Origin of the sequence: Anaerococcus tetradius ATCC 35098 (assembly GCF_000159095.1) — a bacterium.
In the GTDB taxonomy this organism is placed as follows: Bacteria; Bacillota; Clostridia; order Tissierellales; family Peptoniphilaceae; genus Anaerococcus; species Anaerococcus tetradius.
In genome coordinates this window covers 25,147-48,144 of sequence record NZ_GG666309.1, presented here as the reverse complement: position 1 = coordinate 48,144, position 22,998 = coordinate 25,147, and the positions used below count along the sequence as shown (strand labels likewise).

Annotated in this window: 20 protein-coding genes and 1 pseudogene; 19 read left to right on the top strand and 2 right to left on the bottom strand. The window is 28.1% G+C overall.

Annotated elements, in window-relative coordinates:
- The 8 genes and pseudogenes from HMPREF0077_RS09725 to HMPREF0077_RS09690 all read left to right on the top strand — a co-directional run.
- Positions 1-265 (top strand): annotated as a pseudogene (locus HMPREF0077_RS09725) (single-stranded DNA-binding protein); the annotation flags it as partial.
- 651 nt (positions 266-916) lie between these two features.
- Positions 917-2,287 carry a radical SAM/SPASM domain-containing protein gene (locus HMPREF0077_RS09720; RefSeq protein ID WP_004837843.1) on the top strand — a complete coding sequence of 457 codons (1,371 nt, stop codon included), beginning with the start codon at positions 917-919 and terminating at the stop codon, positions 2,285-2,287.
- A 2-nt stretch (positions 2,288-2,289) separates the two neighbouring features.
- Positions 2,290-3,450, top strand: coding sequence for a site-2 protease family protein (locus HMPREF0077_RS09715; protein ID WP_004837842.1), 1,161 nt, complete (start codon positions 2,290-2,292; stop codon positions 3,448-3,450).
- A gap of 19 nt (positions 3,451-3,469) precedes the next feature.
- Positions 3,470-5,014, top strand: coding sequence for a spermidine synthase (locus HMPREF0077_RS09710; protein ID WP_155811755.1), 1,545 nt, complete (start codon positions 3,470-3,472; stop codon positions 5,012-5,014).
- Between the two features lie 6 nt (positions 5,015-5,020).
- A complete protein-coding gene (locus HMPREF0077_RS09705) occupies positions 5,021-5,938 on the top strand; it encodes an ABC transporter ATP-binding protein (RefSeq protein ID WP_004837840.1) in 918 nt (305 codons plus the stop codon).
- A complete protein-coding gene (locus HMPREF0077_RS09700; protein WP_004837839.1) occupies positions 5,922-6,656 on the top strand; it encodes an ABC transporter permease in 735 nt (244 codons plus the stop codon). Before HMPREF0077_RS09705 ends, HMPREF0077_RS09700 begins: the two co-directional genes overlap by 17 nt.
- A gap of 30 nt (positions 6,657-6,686) precedes the next feature.
- Entirely contained in the window at positions 6,687-8,225 is a 1,539-nt protein-coding gene (locus HMPREF0077_RS09695) for a sensor histidine kinase (RefSeq protein WP_004837838.1), read from the top strand.
- Positions 8,203-8,817: a response regulator transcription factor gene (locus HMPREF0077_RS09690; protein WP_004837837.1), complete on the top strand. Its 615-nt coding sequence runs from the start codon at positions 8,203-8,205 to the stop codon at positions 8,815-8,817. The genes HMPREF0077_RS09695 and HMPREF0077_RS09690 overlap by 23 nt, the downstream gene beginning before the upstream one ends.
- A gap of 747 nt (positions 8,818-9,564) precedes the next feature.
- Here the strand turns inward: HMPREF0077_RS09690 and HMPREF0077_RS09680 are convergent.
- Together HMPREF0077_RS09680 and mobC are read right to left on the bottom strand one after the other, a co-directional pair.
- The gene (locus HMPREF0077_RS09680; RefSeq protein WP_004837835.1) at positions 9,565-10,932 is read right to left on the bottom strand and encodes a relaxase/mobilization nuclease domain-containing protein; all 1,368 of its coding nucleotides are present in this window, start codon (positions 10,930-10,932) and stop codon (positions 9,565-9,567) included.
- A complete protein-coding gene (gene mobC / locus HMPREF0077_RS09675) occupies positions 10,932-11,300 on the bottom strand; it encodes a plasmid mobilization relaxosome protein MobC (RefSeq protein WP_040349748.1) in 369 nt (122 codons plus the stop codon). The genes HMPREF0077_RS09680 and mobC overlap by 1 nt, the downstream gene beginning before the upstream one ends.
- A 549-nt stretch (positions 11,301-11,849) precedes the next feature.
- Here mobC and HMPREF0077_RS09670 point away from each other — a divergent pair.
- The 11 genes from HMPREF0077_RS09670 to HMPREF0077_RS09620 all read left to right on the top strand — a co-directional run bounded on the left by HMPREF0077_RS09670 (position 11,850) and on the right by HMPREF0077_RS09620 (position 22,991).
- Entirely contained in the window at positions 11,850-12,242 is a 393-nt protein-coding gene (locus HMPREF0077_RS09670; protein WP_004837832.1) for a metal-dependent transcriptional regulator, read from the top strand.
- A gap of 196 nt (positions 12,243-12,438) precedes the next feature.
- On the top strand, positions 12,439-13,800 hold the full coding sequence (locus tag HMPREF0077_RS11050) for a salicylate synthase (RefSeq protein ID WP_040349747.1): 1,362 nt from the start codon (positions 12,439-12,441) through the stop codon (positions 13,798-13,800).
- Between the two features lie 3 nt (positions 13,801-13,803).
- Entirely contained in the window at positions 13,804-14,850 is a 1,047-nt protein-coding gene (gene aroB, locus HMPREF0077_RS09660) for a 3-dehydroquinate synthase (RefSeq protein WP_004837830.1), read from the top strand.
- A 14-nt stretch (positions 14,851-14,864) separates the two neighbouring features.
- A complete protein-coding gene (gene aroA / locus HMPREF0077_RS09655; RefSeq protein WP_040349746.1) occupies positions 14,865-16,139 on the top strand; it encodes a 3-phosphoshikimate 1-carboxyvinyltransferase in 1,275 nt (424 codons plus the stop codon).
- Positions 16,126-17,205: a chorismate synthase gene (aroC, locus tag HMPREF0077_RS09650; protein ID WP_004837828.1), complete on the top strand. Its 1,080-nt coding sequence runs from the start codon at positions 16,126-16,128 to the stop codon at positions 17,203-17,205. Before aroA ends, aroC begins: the two co-directional genes overlap by 14 nt.
- Positions 17,206-17,227: 22 nt before the next feature.
- Positions 17,228-18,469 carry a shikimate kinase gene (locus tag HMPREF0077_RS09645; RefSeq protein WP_004837827.1) on the top strand — a complete coding sequence of 414 codons (1,242 nt, stop codon included), beginning with the start codon at positions 17,228-17,230 and terminating at the stop codon, positions 18,467-18,469.
- Positions 18,447-18,875: a type II 3-dehydroquinate dehydratase gene (aroQ, locus tag HMPREF0077_RS09640; RefSeq protein ID WP_004837826.1), complete on the top strand. Its 429-nt coding sequence runs from the start codon at positions 18,447-18,449 to the stop codon at positions 18,873-18,875. The genes HMPREF0077_RS09645 and aroQ overlap by 23 nt, the downstream gene beginning before the upstream one ends.
- 15 nt (positions 18,876-18,890) lie before the next feature.
- A complete protein-coding gene (gene aroF / locus HMPREF0077_RS09635) occupies positions 18,891-19,859 on the top strand; it encodes a 3-deoxy-7-phosphoheptulonate synthase (protein ID WP_004837825.1) in 969 nt (322 codons plus the stop codon).
- 120 nt (positions 19,860-19,979) lie between these two features.
- Complete coding sequence (locus HMPREF0077_RS09630; RefSeq protein WP_002842328.1) at positions 19,980-20,720, top strand: thioesterase II family protein; 741 nt, start codon at positions 19,980-19,982, stop codon at positions 20,718-20,720.
- Between the two features lies 1 nt (position 20,721).
- On the top strand, positions 20,722-21,408 hold the full coding sequence (locus HMPREF0077_RS09625; RefSeq protein ID WP_002842315.1) for a 4'-phosphopantetheinyl transferase family protein: 687 nt from the start codon (positions 20,722-20,724) through the stop codon (positions 21,406-21,408).
- Positions 21,405-22,991, top strand: a complete 1,587-nt coding sequence (locus HMPREF0077_RS09620; protein ID WP_004837824.1) for a (2,3-dihydroxybenzoyl)adenylate synthase — start codon at positions 21,405-21,407, stop codon at positions 22,989-22,991. The genes HMPREF0077_RS09625 and HMPREF0077_RS09620 overlap by 4 nt, the downstream gene beginning before the upstream one ends.
- The last annotated feature ends 7 nt before the right edge of the window (positions 22,992-22,998 follow it).

The window sequence follows — 22,998 nt, the reverse complement described above, 5'->3', positions numbered from 1 at the left end:
CTGCTACGCCTATAATGACAAAATCAATCAAGTAAAAAATTTGAAAAAAGGAGATTTTGTACACCTATTTGGCAAAGAAAAGAAAAGTATAGGAAAGGATAATAAGGAATACACAAGTCTAAAAGTTTACTCTACAAAGTTATTAAAAGCTAAAGAGCATACTAAAGCAAAAGCATCAACAATAGGGAAATTAAAGGAATTTAAAACTAAAGGGGATATGAAAGTGGATGAAAAGAAGAAAAAGGATAATAGCATAGAAAGGTAAAAGATTATAGGGGGCAGGTTTTAGGATTGCCTTTATTTTTTTGATAAGTTTGCAATATCGGTTATACATTATTATTCTTAATATAATAATGTATAAACATAACAACAAGTTTAAATCAAAAAACTATTAGTAGATAATTAAAATTAATCAGCAATGATCATTAATTTTCATATCTGTAATTTTATTTTTGCAATTGATATTAATATATATGATAAAATTTCAAAGTTTTGCGAAATTACGTAAACTTAACAGAATTAGAAAATTGTCCTTGAAATAAACTTTTAGAAGAATCAATTATTCAATATCGTAAATATAGAAAAATAAGACAAAAGTAAGCTGACAAAAATAAGATTAAATAATATTATAAAGACAGTACAACAAAAGTTGTATTTGTGTTGTTTACTAAGATTTAGAAAGGAGAACTTTTATGAAATCAGTTAATGAAGTGAAACTTTGGACGGAAGTTGAAATTGAAGAGCTTGAAGAAAGAGAAGAATATATTTCTTGTTTGTGTTGTTGGAGAATTTAGTATAATTTAACGTTTTTAGCTTTAAAGTTGTGAAACTTAATTAGTGAACAACGCAAAAAAATATGGCGGTGTTGTTATTATTAATGGCATCGCCATAATACTACACATTAGGAGGACTAAACATGGCTATATTAACAAAATATATTTCGTTTTATAATATTAACGAAGAAAATGAATTGATGGTGAATGCACTTTCTGGTGCTATTGATATTATAGATTTGGAAACGAAATCTATAATTCATAAGTTTAGTGAACAAGATAACATTAAAGCTTTGAATGCTAGAGAAAAAAATATATATGATTCTTTGAAGAAAAGAGGATATATATTTGAAGATAGAAATCATGAGTTAAATGAGATGAAACGACAAATGAAAATTCATGAATATTTATGTGATATATCTGTGATTCATGTTATTTGTCCTACTATGTTTTGTAATATGAATTGTGTATATTGTTTTGAACCTTCTAAGGTTAGAAATCAACAAAAAGTTATTAGTGATAATCAATGTCAGTCTATTTGTGATTTTATATATAAAGTAAAAGAGAATAAACCAAATATAAAGCATCGAATTCAATTATTCGGGGGAGAACCTATTCTTCCTATTACCAAAGATATAAATATTAAAATTTTGTCGTTTGCTGAAAAAAATAATATTCCAGTTAGTATAATAACAAATGGAAGTCATGTGGAAAACTACATAAATATTTTTAAAAGATTTGAAAATACGATAGATTCCGTACAGATAACTATTGACGGAATTAAATTAATTCATGATTCTAGAAGAGTTTATAAAAATGGTAAAGGAACATTTGACGATATAGTTAATGGATTGGATTTATTAGTAAATACTAAAATAAGGCAAATAAATTTAAGAGTTAATATAAATCAGTATAATATTAACTACTTAAAAGAGCTTGAAGATTTTTTAAAATCAAAAAAATGGATAGATAGCCCTAATTTTAGATTCGATTTAGCACCTGTGACAGATCATACTGCAGATAATGCTGTGGACACAATATCGGAAGATGAGATTATAAAAAAATTAAATGAAAAGTTTCCAAATTATATGGAAAATAGATTATCAATGTTTAGAGTAATATCTCATATAATGAGAGGAACTTCTGAGAATGCAAAAAAAGATTTTGCAAAATACACGTATTGTGAAGCTAATAGGGGACAATATTATGTGTATGATCCAGAGGGTAACATATATGCGTGTCCTGAAGCAATAGGAAATCCCCAATATGCTATAGGATTTTATAACGATGAAAGAGTTAGTCTTAATAAAGAGGCATATTCAATATGGAGTAATAGATGTATATTGAACATTGATAGATGTTTGGATTGTGAAATTGCTCCGTTCTGTGGCGGTGGGTGTGCCTACGCAGCTATAAAAAATAATGGTGATATTAATGACCCTTATTGTAATAATGCTAAAGAAGTTTTAAGAGAATATATAAATTCGATTAAGTATAAATTTTTAGAGATGTAAATATGGTAGAAAATTTAAAGACTAATCATTACGTTAAAGAATATCTAGATGATGGAAGACTACTACTTAGTTTTGATAACGGGAAAAGGGTAAGAGTTACGCCAATTGTAGAAGAAATAATTAAAAAATTTGATGGTACAAAAAGCATAAATAAAGTAAAAAATGAATTAAATAATGAAGGATTTGAGATATCAGAATCAGAATTAGAAGATTTAATAAATAATAGATTAATAATGACTGGGGTATTTAGCGAATATAATGAAAGTAGTCAATATAAATTTTGGTTTCATTTACCAATAATAGATGGTGATAAACTAAAAATGATATTACCTGGATTTATATTTAAACCAACACTTATAATAATTTTGAGTATAATTTATTGTGTAATATCTCTAAAATATATAAAGGAATTTAATTGGATATATTTTATTAACGGAATAAACAGTATTAATTATTTTCTATTTTTTATATCATTTGGTTTAATCTTCGTAGTTCATGAACTAGGACATATATATTCATCTAAGTCACTTGATTGTAAAGTTGGTAATATTGGTATAGGAGTATATATGTTTAGACCTGTTATGTATGTTAACCTAAGTGATTCATGGAAATTAAGTAATAAAAAAAGGTTAATCATAGATTTTGCTGGGATTTATTTACAAATGCTTGTTGGATTATTTATGTATTTTTTTTCGGCGGTAATGATCCGAAATAACACTATGGATGCTCTAATTATATTTAACTTAATTCTTATAATATTTAATTTGAATCCATTTTTAAGATTAGATGGATATTGGATTTTGTCAGATTTTATTGATGAACCGAATATTCATGGTAGATCCATGAAATTATTAAATTATATTTATAATGGAAAAATATATAATAAAAGGAAAGCATATACAATGGAAAGTAGCAAGTGTGTGAAAGTTTATTCTTTGATGTATGCATTAGTGAATTTGACAATAATAATTTTTGGGATTATTAGAGTATTAGAAGTGTTTTTTGGAAAGAGAAATTTACTAGAATCAATTCGTTTACTTTTTTATGGAGAATTGTTTCTATTTCAAAGAATCAAAATTGGAGCAAATTTAATTATAGATATAATATCTCTAGTTTACATATCTTTATTGTTTGTTAAAATCATAAAAAAATATAAAAAATAGTTAGAACATGGGGGGCTATATGAATGTAAATAAAAATAAGCAAGTTATTATATATTACTTTACTGCTTTAATATCAGGGTTTTGTATAATGGGAATTGAAACAAGTGCGACAAGAATATTATCTCCTTATTTTGGCTCAACAACTCTAATTTGGTTAATTGAAATTAGCTTAATAATGATTTGTATAGGAATTGGGAATTATTTTGGGGGTAAACGTGCAGATAAATTAGTAAAAACAAGAACTTGTGAGGAAAGGATTGTTAAAAATTTATTAATATCTTTTTTGTTCATATGTACGGTATCACTAACGTCTAAAATAGTTATAATGGGGTCAATAATATTGGCTTCTGAAGTGCAATTAGGGAATATAATTATGATATCTTCTATTATTTGCAGCATAGTATTATTTAGTGTTCCATTAATTTTTATGGGGACAATCTCTCCACTGCTAGCAAAAATAAGTATAACTTCTTTAGATGAAACTGGAAATGTAATGGGAAATTTATATTTATTCAACATATTTGGATCTGTGTTAGGAACAATGATACCAACTATATTAGTAATCCCCAAAATAGGCGTAAAAAGATCTTTTCTATTATTTGGAGCGGTACTAGCCATTATTCTGATTTTATATAGCAAAAAAATAAAAAAGAATTTTTTATTAAATTCAATTATTTGTGTTTTATGGCTTTGTATGTCGTTATATTTATCAACAACAAGTCTAGCCTTTGATAAGCCTGTGCACGAAGAAGAGTCAGAATATAATTATATTAATGTATCACAAAATGATGATGGAAAATTAGCTTTAAAAACAAATGTATTTTTTGGCGCACAGTCAATAAAAGTTGATAAGAATAAAAAGAAATCAGGATATTATTATGACGAATTTGTTAAGATTAATAATTTACTTGATGATAAAGTCAAGCATAAAATCTTAATTATTGGTTATGGAACGGGAACTATGTCTACTTTGTTGCATAAAAATTTTGATAATTTTGAAGTTACAGGGATAGAAATAGATAGAAATATTGTCAACTTAAGAGAGCTTTATTTTAATAAAAGTGATGATAAAATTATAATTTCTGACGGAAGGAATTATTTAAATAGTACAGATGAAATGTATGATTTAATAATACTTGATGTTTATCAGAATATATCTATGCCAATAAACCTAACTACTAGAGAATTTTTTGAGGATTGTAAAGCGCATCTTAATAGAAATGGAATTATTGCATTGAATATAGGTTTAGGAAATAGCCTGAATTCTAATCTTGTGCTTGCCTTAAGTGGTACTTTGAAATGTGTTTGCCCTAATGTTTATAAATATAAAACCAAAAGTGACAATAATGTTATTGTATATGGTTCAGAAAAGAATTTAGAATTATCGTTAAAAGAGCAAAACAATAACCATCTTAAAGATGAGACTAAAAAGTTGTTTAAAGATTCTCAAAAAGTTGAAGATGTAAATAATATTTTATCTGATGATATTAATAATATTGAGAAACTTCAAGATGAAGAATTTAATAAAATAGTGAAAAATCAAATGAAGATTAGAAAGGATTGAGCGTAAATGGATGTAATTCAATTAGAAAATATTTCTAAAAAGTATAAAGAGACTATCGCTTTAGAGAATATAGATTTAAAAATAGAAAGCAATAGAATTTATGGTTTGATAGGAGTAAATGGAGCTGGGAAATCTACTTTAGTTAAAATAATTACTGGAAATATTTTTCCTACAAAAGGTTCTATAAAATTATTTAATAAATCTTTTTCAAAAGAACTGATAAAGAGTAGAGAACATATCAGTGCAACGATTGAAACTCCAAGTTTTTACTCCGGATTGACTGCAGAAGAAAATATAAGATTAGCTTGTATTGAACTTGGGATTGAATTTGGAATGGAGCAAAAGGAAATATTCCAACAACTAGAAATAATGGATAGCTTAAAAAAGAAAGCTAAAAATTTATCGCTAGGAACGAAGCAAAAACTTGGATTAGGAATAGCTTTTTTGAAAAATCCTGATTTATTGATTTTAGATGAGCCAACAAACGGAATCGATCCAATATCCGTATCAAAGCTAAGAAGAATTTTTAGAGATTTCATAGAAAAAGAAAATAAGACAATATTAATATCTAGCCACATATTAACAGAATTGTATGAGATAGCCACAGATTTCATATTTATTGATAAGGGGAAAATAATACAGGTGGTTTCAAAAACAGAATTAACGAAAGATTTAGGCACATCTGTTATAGGATATAGAGATAATATCGAGGAAGTTTATAATCTATTGAAAATAGCATGCCCTGAAAGAGAATATAGATTAAAAAATAATACTTTAGAGGTTCGAGGCATATATTCAAAAGATGAAGAGCTAGAAATTATAAAAAAATTAAGACTAAATAACTGTAAAACAGAAATAAAAAGAGATAATTTAGAAACATATATGATAAAATTAGTGGAGGGAGACAATGAAGAACTTAATTAAATTTAATGCAGAAAGATTGAAGAAAGATAAGTTTTTTTATGTGCTAATTTTAAGTGTAACATTGTTATCAATATTAAGTGGATTTCAAGATACCGTACAGGGAAATATAAGCAGTGGGTATGAAGGTTTTATAAAATCTTATTCAGATATATTTATGTCATTTTTCATTGCGGTTTATTGTGGATATTTTATAGGTAGTGATTTTTCTTCAAAGATTATACAAAGACAGATTTCTTCAGGAATTAGTCGAAAAGACATTGTAATATCAAAATTGATTGTATTGATGATTGCTTCTTTTATAATTGTTAACTTGTATCCAATTATAGTAGGAATAATGGGAAGCTTAAAGTATGGATTTTTACCAATCAAAGACTATAATAATATTCTTGAAATTGTAAGAATATTAATTATTTCTAATTTATGCTTTATGTCTTTAACGAGTATTTATTCTTTATTAGGATTTGCAACCCAAAGTATCGGGGAAACAATAGGGATTTCTTTAGCAATTCCAGTAGTAATATCAATGTTACAGGGAATAATACCTATAGAATTTATAAAAAAAAGTATTACATTTTTTCCGCTATCTCAAATAAAAAATGTAATTATAAATAAAAACTTTATAGACGGAACTCTTAGACCTACAACTATATCCCTAATAGTCTTTTTTATTATGATTACAATAACAATATTAATATTTAGAAAGTCAGATATTAATTAAAAATAACATGATAAATGGAAGGTACTGTATATGATAAATAGAAAAAGTGTATTATTAGTTTTATGTATAATAGTTCAAGGTGTGATTAGTTATTTCGTCCTTAGTCATTTGGGAAATAATAGCATTAATAATATACAACTATTCTCTTTGTGTTTATTTACAGTATACGGATACATAAGCTATAAAATTTTGGTATTAGATAGAGTTAAGGAGACGATTAAAAATTTTATAATAGCTACTTTATGTATTAATATTTTTGTAGTAGTTGACGTTTTTGATTTTTTAAAAAGTAATATGTACACAACATTTAAGCTAATAACGGTGTTTGTAATTACAGCAAATTTACTCAAAGTCGTTAGTGCATATTTAATAGATATAAAAATACTTAAAAAGATTATTATATTTTTTACAATTTTAGCTATATTGTTTGAGTCACTTGATTTAGGGTATGCAGAGATAATAAATTATATTTTGTATGTAATTATAACATTTGGTCCTTTTGTTATGGCATACAAGAAACGAAAGATATTATTTGAGTTTGGTGCAAAAATATATGGGGTAACATTTTTATTTATTGCCTCAATATTTATATATATATTTAGCGGAATATTTATAAATAACGCTAAGTTAGAAAAGCTGGAAATATACTTTTTGTTGAATTCAATATATTTGACTACATTATATTTCATACTACTAAAAAAACAAAAATCATCTAAAGTGATAAACAAAAATGAAATGCTCTTGATGATTATAGACTGTATGTTTTTATGTATATTTATAGTATTTGTAAATTTATTTGGACAAGGTCTAAGGAGAGTTATTTATATGGGGATAAGTCTAATAACAATATACAAAGAGAGTATGTTAATGTTTTACTTTTATTTTGAAAAACAGAAAGATCCAAATGGAGTGATAAGAAATAAAATACAGCAATACAATATAGAAAAGAATTATAACAAAAGAATTTCAAACTTTTTACATGATGATATATTACAAGATATAATAGCTATAAAAATGAATATTCTTTTAGGAGAAAAAGAATTTTTAGATGAGTCAATTAAAACAATAGATAAATTAATTGGAATTACAAGGTCCGAGATTGAATTATATAATCCTACAATTATTTATGATTTACCATTAGCAGACAATTACTATAATTTAATAGAATCTTTAAGGAACAGGTTTAACAAAAATGATATATTAATAGACTTAAATTGTGATAAAGAGTTTTTTGTAAATTATCCATACGATATGGTTATTTATAAGATTTTGCATGAATTATGTATAAATATATACAAACATTCAAAAGGAAATTATTCTGAGATTAATATAAAAACGGATAATAGAGAATTATATATTAGCGTAATCAATCATGAAGATGTATTTGATTATGAAAATATAAAGATAGGGAATGGAAGAGGATTAGAGATTATAAAAGATGAAATTGAAAAATTAGATGGGAAAATATTAATTGATCAGTTTTATGACAAAGTTGAACCATTCATTAAAATTAATGTAACTATACCTATAGAGGAGGAAGTGATCTGTGAAAATATTATTAATAGATGACCATACCATGTTTTCTAATAGTTTAAAATATAGTTTAGAGCGTGAAGAAGAAATAGATATTGTTGATTTGATTGATGATATTATTAATTTGGGATCAATATTAGAAAAAAAAGAATATGATATTATTTTAATGGATATTAATTTGAGTAAAATGAAGGGCAATAAGGATGGATTAGAAGTTGCTAATGAGATATTAATAAAATATCCAAAACAAAAAATCGTTATGCTAACTGGATATGATTTAATAGGCTTTGAAGAGAAAGCGAAGAAAATAGGTACTAAAGGGTTCATATGCAAAGATGAGAATATCAAAGTTTTAGTAAAGAAATTAAATGATGTAGTAAATGGAGAGTTAATATTTAATGCAAACACTAACTTGAATTATGATTTGACAGAAAGAGAAATTGAAATTATTAATTTGTATTGTTCAGGGCTTACAAGAATGGAAGTCGCAAAGGAATGTAATATTTGTAAAAGTTCATTAGCGACAGCGTTAAATCGCATATACGAAAAATTGGGTGTTAGAAATTATCAAGAGATGGTTCATATTGCAATGAAATATGGATATGTAAAACCTGTATATTTTAAATAATAGAATTAAAAAGTTCTTTATTTAATAGAACTAATATTAAGGCACTCTTAGTAGTGATTGGGTAATATTTTATGTATAGAAAAGATTAGAAATAAGATTAAAAAAATATATAAAGTGTTAAATCGAATAATATCGTTCAGAGAAAGTGCAAGATTCACAAGAAACAATAGAAGATATTTTAGGTGAGACAGTGGAACAAATGTTAAAAGCAGAATTAGACGAGTACTTAGACTATGAATATGGTGAAAAATATTATCTTTAAGTATTAGAAATGGATCAAGCAAGAAATAGTAAAATCGTCCTGTGAAAACATAGATCTAAACATTTCAAAATGAAAGACTTAAAAATAATAGCAATGGAAAACTTTAATAGACAATTAAGAGAAGTAACAAAAAACAAAATGATGTTTTTAAATGACCATGTTTTATAAAAAAAGTTTGTATTTAGAAGTGGTGGATGCTTCAAGTAAATGGACAAGCAGAATAAGCGGATTGGGTCAAATACTATCACAATTGATTTTATTTTTTGAAGATATAATCTAAAATTTATCTTTATTGGTTAATTGTGCCAAATTAGGTTACAAATATTTGAACCACAGAATTTAGTGATAAAAGTGCATTTTTTTGATTAAGAAAAATAGCAGCTTACAGTCTATTGGGAAGAGCAGGTTTTACAGAACCAATTGAGAGAAAGTCATGGTTACAGTACTTCGTAACCTATTTTCTAAATATCTTAAAAATATATTACTTATATTAACTCATTATTAATATACTTATCTGTATTTTTTCTTAATTGAGTAAGCTCGTAAATCAAGGTGTTCTTATTAGAGTAGTCTTTCATAAGAATATCTTTTTTACTTTTATATTCATCGTAAATATTTGATAATTCTTTTATACTTAAATTTTTATACTTGTTTTTGTCTAAAGTAGTTAATGACTTTTCGTATGTGATAATTTGAGTTCTATATTCTGCATAAAATTCTTTATCTTTAGAGTTTGATTTATAGACTTCATAAATAGATTTATTTATTTGTAAAGTGTTTAAAGCTTCAATTGCAGTATAGATTTCGTTCAAATCTTTTTCTATATTCTTAATTTCATTTAAAGTTTTTTGCCTATTAATGGCTTCTTGTTGAAGTTTATTTTCTAGATCTATATTAGATGTCAGCCCATACTTTCTGAGTTGATTTAAAGTATCAGCCATAGTATTCATATTGTGTTTCTTTGCCCATATTTCATAAGCTTCAGAAGATTGTATCTTTTTATTATTTTTTAAGTCTATTATATTGTCGACTTTTTTATATGTTTTCGTAGAAGAATCAAAATCAATTTTTACTGACTTTTTATTCATATTATTCTCGATTCTTTCCTTTATCTTTTCATTGGTATAATCTTTTCCAAGAGTATTTTCTTTAGCACGAATAAATCGTCCTTTTTCTCCTTGTTCTTTATGACGAAAAGATAAGTACTTGCCTAATTTGATTTCGTATCCATATTCTTCCATAGTTTTTAAAAAGTTATCATAGCTATTAGACTTTTGAATAGCATGATCAATAGATATTTGAAGTCTATATTTCCAAGATGTCCCTTTTTTAAATTCCATATATTCCTTATATGATTTCCCATTAGTTTTATATTTATTTTTAAACTTCATATAGTCTTCATCTATAACAGATAACTTATATTTTCTACACAAGTCATCACTATAATTTCTAATTTGATGGTAAGATTTTTTATTGCTTTGATAGGCTTTACCTGTATCAAAAGAAACATTATTAAATAGAATATGGTTATGAATATGCTCCTTATCTACATGGGTTGTTATTACGTATTCATATTTTCCTTGTAGTACCTTCTCACATAATTCAATTCCAATTTTGTGTGCTTCTTCAGGTGTAGTTTCTCCAGGTGCAAAAGCTTGAATTAAATGTCTAGCTAAAACTTTTGCCTTAGAATTACATTCTATTTTTGTTTGTTCAAACTCTAAATGAGCAGTTATAGGGTTACAATTTAAAGATGAGATTAGAATTCTTTCGTCTGTTTTATTGCTATCCATAATATAATCAAGGGCAGCTTTTAAGGTAGATTTAATAGGATGAATTTTAGTAACAGCCATTATTTTTTCTCCGTATTAAAACTATTGGAATAAGTAAGAGAGTATATTTTTTTACGCATGGATAAAATATCCTTTGCTTGTTTTTCTAATAAGCTTTTTAAATCTTCTAAATCATCTTTATATATAATTGATGTAGTATTTATCCTTTTAGCAATTTGATTTATATTATTTGAAGTACGACTTATATTTGTTGACATTTCACGAAAGACATCCATATCTAGTACATAAATATCTTTTTCTAAAATACATTTCATAATAAATTGCCTAAGAGTTTTACACTTAGATGCTTTATATTTTTCATTTAGCAATTCTAACTCCTCATCAGATAACATTAAATAGATTCCGTTATGCCTAAATCTACTTGTCATAATTTAACCTCCTTGTCTATTATAGTTGTAGTAATAAAATACTACATTTTGTTCTCAATCTCTCTTTCTTATGGGATAATAATTGTATATATAGAGCTCGTAGTAAACCTCATTGAAGTTCGTCTACCTAATAAATTTATTAATAGAAATAAAAAAGAAAAACCTGTAAATTCAAGTAGGATTACTTGACTTACAGGTTTAATTTATTCTATATATTTCGTCTGGAAATCTCCTGATTTAATTTTTTAGTATTTATATTTTATCACTTTTTGAGATAATATTCAAGTTTGAGTTGGGGCTATTATAAGAGCTTGTTGATGAATTTAATTATTATAAATTTAGGGGTTTGGGGATATTCCCCAACAAGTAAAATGGAAAAAATAAGCGATATAATCGTAGTATTCTTATTTCATTTTTAGTAAGTGCATATGCACTTACTGTGCTTGCTGAACAAGTGTTAAGTGGTTTTAATATATTTGTAATGTTAGAGAATATATTTTATAATTATCTTAATGGGGTATACATTAAAATATAAAAAAGAAAAGGGGTATGATTTTGGGAGGTAAGCTTCACAGAAAAGTTTTTTCTAAGGAACACTATATTGAAGTAATTTATGTTTTATTGAGAGAAAAAGAGAATGTTTATAATAAAGATATTGTTAACTATACGAAGTTAAGCAAACCATCAGTTAGTGTGGCTATAAATAATTTAATAGATGAGGGGTATGTGTACAGGGAATCTATGTCAATAAAGCTAACGGAAAAAGGAGAAAAAATAGGTAAAGAATTATATAATAAACATATTTATTTTTATAATCTATTTTTAGAATTAGGCGTTGAACCTAAACAAGCAAATGAAGAAGCGTGTAGTGTTGAACATGTAATATCAAATGAAACATTTAAAAAGATTAGAGCATTTATAGAAGAAAGCAGTAAAAAATAAGCAAATATTTTCAGGTAGGCAGTTTTAATTAAATTATTAGGTAAACCTAAGTTGATTTAATTAGAATTGTTTTTTTTTATGTAGAAATTTATACTTTTTTACAAATTTTAAAATTATTTGAAGTGACATATTGATTTTCATAAATATATATGTTAAAATTAAGTTAGTCAAGACTAACTTAATAAAGGAGGATAATATGCCTAAAATAAACAGAGGAACTTATGATAAGGCCACTATAGATATTTCAGATAATGACAATCTGAATTCATTTGTATTAGCGATAAAAATAATAGAAGATGTAGCTAATGAAATTCAACCTTATATGGTGTATGAAAATTTCAATGAAATATCAGTTGCTATAGGAGAATATATTGGAATTGAAGTGTATACAGAAAAAATCCTAATAACTGAAAATGGTGATACTGTAGAACATAAGGTAAGCGATCTAAGTGAAGACATGAAGAAGGTTTTCGAAAATATAAACTTTACTGACTGGAGAATGTATGGAATCGCTGATTTTAATTATGCAAAGCATACATTTTTGAAAAATGTGAGTGATAAGGAAGTTTTGTTAAAGATGTTTATTCCAAGAACCGACATTAGAATTTTAGAAGGTTCGATAGAAGTAAAATCTGTTGATAATATTGACGAAATAATTTCAGCAGTGGAGAAATGTACAATAAATTCTACTAAAGAAGAGTTGAAAAAAAATACTTCGCAAGTTGATTTAGAAAAGCTAAAATCAATAGATAGTGAATACTACAAAGAGATTGTTTCTAAAGGAATAGAAGAAATTAATAATGATAAGTATGATAAGGTTATTTTGTCCAGAAAAATTAAGTTAGAGAAAAAAATCTTACTAAAAGATAGTTTTTTATTAGGGAGAAAATACAATACCCCTGCACGTTCATATTGTCTGAAAATTGGTGATGTTGAAGTTATAGGTTTTAGTCCAGAAACAGTTGTCGAGGTGGATGAAGAAAAAAAAGTATACACATTTCCTCTAGCTGGAACCAGAGCATTAACAGATGATCCTATAAAGAATAAGGAATTAAAGTGTGAATTATTAAAAGATCCTAAAGAGATTGCTGAACATGCTGTTTCTGTTAAGTTAGCTTTTGAAGAATTAGAAAAAGTTTGTATAAAGGATAGTATATCGGTAGTTAAATTCATGGAGGTTTTGGAGAGGGGTTCAGTTCAGCATCTAGCATCAAGGTTGAAAGGGACGCTTAAAGAAGAATTCAATGAATGGCATGCATTTACTGCTCTTTTCCCGGCAGTTACCGCATCTGGAATACCCAAAGCAGAGTGTATAGATGCTATAGATAGGTTAGAAAAAGACGAAAGAGGATTATATAGCGGAGGCGTACTAACTTATGATCAAAATGGAACAATGGATGTGGCATTAGCTTTAAGAACTGCATTTCAAACAGACAAAGAAACATGGATTCGAGTAGGTGCTGGAATTGTAAAATTATCAAAAGCAGAAAGAGAATTAGAAGAAACTAAAGAAAAAGCAGGAAGCATTTTAGACAAGTTAGTTTATATAGAAGATTAAGAGATGGATATATTTATTAACACTACGCAATCTAAATACAAAATATATTTAGATTGCGTAGCTTTAAAAAACTTAAATGAATTTATTTCAAGCAAAAAACAGTACAAGAACATTATAGTAATAACAGATAGCAATGTGGACCATTTTATAGGCAACAGTTTTAATTTAAAAAATTATAAGCTTTATAAGTATGTTATAGAAGCAGGGGAAAAGTCCAAAAATATAGAAACATACTATAAAATAATAAGATATTTGACCTCAATAAAAGCGGATAGGCATGATTTAATTATTGCATTAGGTGGTGGGGTAGTTGGTGATTTAGCTGGATTTGTGGCCTCTACTTATATGAGGGGCATAGATTATATTCAAATACCTACTAGTCTTTTAGCTATGGTTGATTCATCCATTGGATCAAAAACGGCAATCAATACAGAAGACGGGAAAAATTTAATCGGAAGTTTTTATAATCCTAGAGCTGTGTTTATAGATTTTACTTACTTAAAAAACCTTCCTCAAAAAGAATTTCTAAATGGACTGTCTGAAACAATTAAAGCTTCGATTATAAAAGATAGAAAACTATTCGAATTAATTATAGAAAGCGATTTAAACAATGAAGAAATAATAAAGAAGATTGTAAAAAGAAGCATTGAAATTAAAAAGGAAATTGTCGAGAGGGATTTAAAAGAAACAAAAGAAAGACAACTTTTAAATTTTGGTCATACAATAGGTCATGCCTTAGAAAAACTAAGCGACTATACCTTACCACATGGCTATGGTGTTGCAATTGGAATGGCAATGATAACTAGAGGATATTACAATATGGGAAAAACAGATGAGAGAACCTATAAAAGAGTAGAAGAAATACTTAGAAAATATCATCTACCAACACATTGTAGTTATAGTGCAGAGGAACTTTACAGCGAAATTTTAAAAGACAAGAAAAGCAATGGAGACAAGATAAATATTATATATCCAAAATTAATAGGTGATTGCAGAATTGATATTGTAGATAAGTCTAACCTATTAGAAGTGTTAAAACATTGCTTATGAAAGGTGGTTGTCGAATGAATGTAAAAATTAAGCCGAATGAAATTAAGGGAAAGATGAAGTCGATACCATCAAAGTCGCTGTTACATCGAGCAATTATATTAAGTGGAATAGCAAAAGACAGAGAAATCATATTAGAACAGGTAAATACAATATCAGAAGATATAGAAGCTACACTTACTTGTATTGAAAAATTAGGAGCTAAAACTAAGGTGGAAGGAGATTCAATTAGAATTACAAGCCTTGGAAACATAAAGAAATCTAAAGTTGAATTACACTGTAAAGAGAGTGGAACAACACTTAGATTACTTTTACCACTTGTAAGTACATTTTCAAAAGAGGCAACAGTAGATTGTTCTGAGGGTCTTAGAAAAAGACCGATTAGAGAATTAATCGAAACGTTAGAAGAATCAGGGTTATATTTCAAGGAAAAGGGATTTCCAATTAACATCTCAGGAAATGTGACCACTGATTTTTTTAAAATTAGTGGTGATATTAGTTCTCAATATGTCAGTGGCTTGCTTTTGCTTTCTTCACTACTAGATCAAAGAAGTTCAATATATCTTACTACTAAATTAGAATCTAGGGCTTATGTAAATATAACAATAAAAGTATTAAGAGATTTTGGAATAATAGTTAATGAGTTAGAAGAGGGTGTATTTGAAATATATGGGGGGAGAGACAGGATACTCCCACCTAAAGAATATCAAATCGAAGGGGATTGGTCTAATGCAGCATTCTTTCTTGTAGGAGGTTGTTTAGGAGACTCAATAAAGATGTCTGGTTTAAATTTAGAATCTAGTCAAGGGGATAAAAAGATAGTTCAAATTCTTAAAAAGGCTGGAGCAATTCTCACCTGTTCTGATGATTTTATAAGTTCTAATAGAAGCCATTTAAACTCCTTTGAAGTAGATTTTTCCGAAACACCTGATTTATTTCCAATTTTATCAGTAGTGGCTGCATTATCAAAAGGACAAAGTATTTTAAAAGGTGGAGAAAGACTAAAACTTAAAGAAAGCAATCGAATAGAAAGTACATTTCAGATGTTAAAAAGTTTAGGGGCAGACGTAAAAAAAAGAGAGGATGGATTGATTATTCAAGGGAAGGAAATTTTAGATGGTGGAATTGTGAATTCTTTTAATGACCATAGAATTGTTATGTCAGTAACCATGGCATCTATTAGATGTAAAGAACCTGTTTCGATAGTAAATGCAGGAGCGGTAAATAAATCATATCCTAATTTTTTTGAGGACTTTAAAAAAGTAGGAGGGATCTTTGATGTCATCAGTTAGTATAGGAGAAAACATAAAAATAAGCCTTTTTGGAGAATCTCACGGTTTGGCTATTGGGGGAGTAATAGATGGATTACCCCATGGACAAAAAGTTGATATGGAAAAACTAGACAAATTTATGGCAAGAAGAAAACCAGGTTCTGGGAAATATGTAACTCAAAGAAAAGAAAGAGATGAAATAAAATTTTTATCAGGGATAAAGGATTTTATTATTATGGGAGATCCACTGGCAGTTATTATTGAGAATAATAATATTAGACCGGAGGATTATAAAACCTTAGCCTATACTCCAAGACCTTCACATATTGATTTTTCAGCTAAGAAAAAATTTGGAGAGCATATAGATTTAATTGGTGGTGGGCATTTCTCGGCAAGGCTAACAGCAATTTTAACTGCTTTTGGAGGTATCGCTAAGCAAATACTTGAAAGCAAGAATATTCTCGTATCTGCTCACCTAGATAGAATTAGAGAAATTCAAGACACAAGACATAATGATATAGAAAACATACAGAAGGCTGTAGAGAAGTCTGAGAATAATAGATATTCCATAATTAATGAGGAAAATATGGAAAAAATTGATAAGGTCCTACAGGAGTTAGTAAAAGAAAAGGATTCTACAGGAGGTATAGTAGAGTGTTCTGTATTTGGCTTGCCACCTGGGGTAGGAAACCCTGTATTTGATGGTTTAGAAAATAATATTGCTAAGATGTCTTTTGCCATACCGGGAGTTAAAGGAATAGAATTCGGATCTGGATTTGAGGGTGCTTTGAAATTAGGTTCAGAGAACAATGATAACTTCTATATTGATGAAAGAAAAGAAATAAAGACCAAGACTAACCATGCTGGTGGAATAATTGGTGGAATAAGCAGTGGAATGCCTATAAATTTAAAGGTAGCCTTTAAACCAACTCCATCTATTGGGAAGGAACAAGGAACAGTGAATATACAAACAATGAGCAATACTAGGATAAAAATAAAAGGAAGGCATGATCCTTGTATAGCAATAAGAGGTGTTGTAGTAGTTGAGGCGATAGTGTCTTTAGTAGTATTAGACTATTTATTATAGATAGCAAGTTAGAGGAGCAAGTATGGAATATGGATTACTAGGGAAAAAACTAATTTATAGTTTTTCTCCAATGATACACAAGTATTTTGGGGACTGTGAATATGAATTAGTAGAATGTAGTGAAGAAGATATAAGATTAATTTTAAGTGGAAAGAAATTTAAAGGCTTAAACATTACAAATCCATATAAGATAATGGCAAAAGAATATTGTGATAAGCTAGATGAAAGTGCAAGAAAGACAGGTTGTGTAAATACGATAGTAAATAAAAATGGCAGTTTGTATGGATATAATACAGATTATTATGGTTTTTTACACATGATTAAGAAGATAAAATCCATAAAGAAAGAAAGTCCGTTTTCTATCATTGGATCAGGAGCTACAGCAAGGATGAGTAAGGTAGTCCTAGAAGATTTAGAATGTCAATCAATAAAAATAATTTCTAGAGAAGATATAAAAAACCATAATATTGAAGAACTTATTAAAGACACAGAGATACTTATAAATTGTACACCAATAGGAGTTTATCCACTTGTTGATGAAAGCTTTCCTGTAGAAATAAAAAAACTGATTAAATTAAAGCATGTCATTGATTTAAATTATAATCCTTTAAACACGAGGCTGATGATAGAAGCAAATGAACTAGGGTGTAAGGCAAACTCAGGTCTTTCAATGCTAGTTGCTCAAGGGAAAAAAGCTGCGGAAATATTCTTGAGTAAGAAAATAGATGATAGCTTAATAGATGAGGTAGAAAGAAAGATAAGAAAAAGATTATTAAATATCGTATTGATTGGCATGCCAGGTAGTGGAAAAACTGTAATAGGAAGAGAGTTAGCACATAGAATCAACAGGGAATTCGTTGATATTGACAATTGTATTGAAAATCTTCATAAAATGACTATTCAAAAAATAATTGAAAAAAATGGGATACGTTTTTTTCGAGAACTTGAAAAGGAAGTAGTAAGGGAAGAGCTATTATCTTTTTCAAAAGTGTTTTCTACTGGTGGAGGGGTCATTGAGGATAGAGAAAACTGGAGATATCTAAAATACAATTCACAAGTTATTTATATAGAGAGAGATTTAGATCAACTTGACACCAAGGGACGTCCTCTTTCGCAAGGAGGAATAGATAGATTGAATAATATCTATGAGAAAAGAAATCCTATTTATAAAAAACTTTCAGATTATAGGGTTAAAAATAATAAAAGTCTTCTAGAAACAGTAGAGGAGATAGTAAAAGTTTATGAAAAAAATTTTAGTTATTAATGGTCCAAACCTTAATATGTTGGGAATTAGAGAGCCGGAAATCTATGGAGTAAAAACATATGAGGATTTGTGTAGGGAGATCAAAGAATATGCAAATAAGATAAATATTGAAGTGGATACTTTCCAATCTAATCATGAAGGAGAGATAATAGACATAATTCAAAAATCTTATGGTAGATATTATGGGATAGTGATTAATCCAGGCGCCTATACTCATACCAGCATAGCTATTTTAGATGCCTTAAAAGCTGTAGGAATAAGAACGGTAGAAGTTCATTTAACAGACATAATGGATAGAGAGGATTATAGGAAAAAGTCATTTATTTCAGAACATGCTGAGATGACAATCTACGGTAAGGGGTTTGAAGGTTATTTACAAGCCATTGAATCCCTAATTAAAAAGTAGAAAAGGGGTGATAAAATGCAATACATTCTGAAGGGAAAAAAAGACTTTAAAGCATGTGTGGAATACTTAAAAAAAGAAGATATTCTATTTCAAGATTATGATATTAAAGATTATTATATCATCAATGTTTTTGATAATACTTTATGTTCAAAGATAGAAAATGAGGAAGAAGCTTTTCTAAATACAAAAGATATTTCTATTGAGAATGGATATTTAGTAACAAAAAGATATAAAGAGAAAACCATAATTGATGTAAAAGGGATCGAAATTGGAGGAGAAGAACCTGTTGTTATTTCAGGACCTTGTTCTGTTGAGTCAGAAGAAATTGTAAGAAATATAGCAATAGGTATAAAAAAAGCAGGAGCAGATATATTAAGAGGAGGAGCGTTTAAACCAAGAACATCTCCTTATGAATTTCAGGGCTTAGGTAGAAAGGGAATAGACATTCTTAATAAGATTGGTAAAGAGCTTGAGATACCTGTAGTAACGGAAATAATGGATATCAGAGAACTGGACTATATGATAGATAAGGTTGATATTTTACAAGTAGGTGCTAGGAATATGTACAATTACTCTCTATTAAAAGAATTAGGGAAGCTAGATAAGCCTATTTTACTTAAAAGAGGATTAAGTGCAACGATAAAAGAATTTTTATTAAGTGCTGAGTATATTATGCTTGGTGGCAATGGAAAAGTTATTTTATGTGAGAGAGGAATTAGGACTTACGAAAATTATACAAGAAACACAATGGATATAGCTGCCATATCTTTCTTGAAAAATATTACACATTTACCAATAATCGCAGATCCAAGTCATGCAACAGGAAAGAGGGAACTAATAGGCCCCTTATCTAAAGCTTCAATTTCAGCAGGTGCTGACGGAATCATAATAGAATCTCACTTAAATCCAGAAAATGCTTGGAGCGATGGAAAACAAACAATAGATATATCTAGTTTGAAAACTATAATTAGATTTTGTAAATAGTAAAATATATTTTTATAAAAAATATCAATAGATATTGAAAAATGCTATCAATATATGCTATTATTAAGTTAGCTTAAACTAACAAATGCTAATATTTAATATTTTTCAGGAGGTAATAATTTGAGTAAGTGGTTTGTACATGGCAATGAAATAGGAATACAAGAGAGTAGGAATACCATTTTTATATTTCCCTATGCTGGAGGAGGAGCTTCTTCTTTTAAAAATTGGGGAAGACATTTTAAAAATAGCGGTGTGTATTTTGCTCAATATCCAGGTAGAGAAAATAGGTTTTCTGAAAAAGCTATTAAGGATATCAGAGAATTAGTTGAAGAACTATTTAAAGCTATGAAAACAGTTTTTGACTTTACATCACCATATTATTTATTTGGACACAGCATGGGGACTAAGATAGTTTATGAATTAGCATTGAAAATAAAAGAGAGTGGGCTTCCAAACCCTGAAGGCTTAATTATTTCAGCGGGGAGGGCGCCATGCTATAAAGAGCCAAATCCTATCTACCATTTAGATGATGATGGATTTATAGAAGGATTGAGAAGATATGGTGGAACTCCTGATGAAATATTAGATAACAAGGATTTAATTAGTATCTTTTTACCTACTTTAAGAGCAGATTTTATCATAGATGAGGACTATCAAGATGAAGAATATAAAAAAGTTGATAGTGATATACTAGGCTTGATGGGAACAATTGATAAGGAAATGAGTTTAGAAGAAATGACTAAGTGGAGTGAATATACGACAAAGAATTTCACATATGAGTACATCGAAGGAGAACATATGTTTATAAACACTTCTGAAGAAGATGTAATTAAAGAATTGAGAAAATATATCAACGATTAGAATGGATACAAAAATTTTACAAGTGTTTAAATTTGATGAAATCGACTGTATTGTTGATAGGTTTTTTGATAATGAAGTAGCTTTATTAACAATTAACACATCTGAATTTAAGGATAAATATTATACAGAAAAATTTTTAAAAAAGGAAGAAATTAAACATGCTCAAGGATTTAAATCAGAGGTAGCAAGGATAAATTATATTGTATCTCGAAGCGTAGTAAATAAAGTTTTTTCCTTTATATTAAGAAAAGATGTTGAAAAAATAGAGGTATTAAATGGAAAGTACAAAAAACCATTTGTTAAAAACAATAAAGGAATAAAGTTCAACATTTCCCATACAGATGGTCTTGTAATAGTTGGATTCTCTCAAGAAGAAATAGGCGTAGATATAGAATGGATAAATAAGAGATTTGAGTACAAAGATATAGTAAATAATTGTTTTACAGATTCAGAAATTGAATATATAGATAAGGATTTCTGCAAATTTTATGAATTATGGACGATTAAGGAAGCTTACTTAAAATGTGATGGTATTGGTCTAATCAGAGATACTAAGGAGATAGAAGTTATAAATATTAGCAAGAATTGGGCTGAGTTAAGAGATAGTAAAGGCTACAATAAACAACTTAGAATGATTAGAGATAATTCAGGGTATATAGGGGCAATTTGCACAACGGAGGAAAAATGAATATAAAAATTAAAGAAAAATTAGAAGACTTCTATGACAAAGAGGTTTGGAATCATTTATCTCTAGGTGATTTTTTAACTAAAGTTTCCAATAAATATAGTGAAAAAATAGCCATCAATGAAAATGGAAACGAGTATTCTTATAAAGAGATTGAAAGTATCTCTAATAGATATGCAAAGGGATTTTTAAAAGAAGGCTTTAAAAAGGGTGATAAAGTTGTATTACAACTACCAAACAGTGCTGAATTGATTTTTGTGGCTTTTGCTCTTTTTAAAATAGGAGTAATTCCAATTATGTCTTTACCAGCTCATAGAAAGACGGAGATTAGTGGAATAATTCAATTATCAGAAGCAAAGGCATATATCGCACAAGATAGGTATTTAGGATTTTCTTATACGGAAATGATTAGAGAAGTTATTAAAGAAAATAGAACAGATATAAAAGTTTTTATTCAGGGAGATAATGAAGAGTTCAGATCTCTAACAGAAATCAAAGCAAATACGCCTATTGAAGAAAATGTGAATGTTGATTATAAAGACATAGGTTTACTATTGTTATCTGGAGGAACAACAGGAATACCGAAATTAATCCCAAGGAGACACTGTGATTACTTATATGTAGCAGAGTATTCGGGACGAAGGTGTGGGTTAACTGAAGAAAGTGTATATTTAGCTGCTTTACCGATGTCTCATAACTTTCCTTTAGGATGCCCTGGAATAATGGGAACATTGTTTTATGGAGGGAAAATAGTGATTTGCCCTACTACAAGCCCTGATGAGATAATACCGTTAATTGAAGAAGAGAGAGTTACAATTACTGGATTAGTTCCTGCCATGGCTAATATGTGTATAGAGTTTTTAGAAATGGATGAATATGATATATCCTCTTTAAAATTGATTCAGATTGGTGGTTCTGTTTTAGACCAAATTACAGCCAAGAAAATCGAGAGAGGTTTTTCTTGTAAGCTTCAGCAAATTTTTGGAATTGCTGAAGGTTTAATATCAACTACAAGTTTAGATGATAATAGTGAAACTATATACAATACACAAGGTAAACCAATAAGTGAATATGATGAGGTATTGATTGTTGATGAAGAAGGGAAAGAATTACCTGTAGAGGAGTATGGAGAACTTATAGTTAGAGGCCCATATACAATTTATGGTTATTATAATTTAGATGAAATTAATAAGAACTGTATAACTGAAGATTGTTACTTCAAAACAGGTGATAAAGCTAGAAAGCTTAAAGATGGTAATTTTCAAATTGTAGGAAGGCTAAAAGAAATGATCAATAGAGCTGGAGAAAAAATAACCCCTACAGAGCTAGAAGAAATTCTATTAACTCACGATAAAATTGTAGAAGTACAAGTTGTAGGAATTCCAGATCAAATTTTAGGAGAAAAAATAGGAGTTTTTGTCCTTTCAGGAGATAACGAGATTACTCTAAATGAAATCAGAACATTTCTAAAAGAGCATGGAGTAGCCCATTTCAAATTACCAGATTTAGTTAAAAAGGTTGATGCTTGGCCATTGACAAGCGTTGGTAAGATAAGTAAAGAAACACTTAGAAAATCTGCCTTATAGGAGGAAT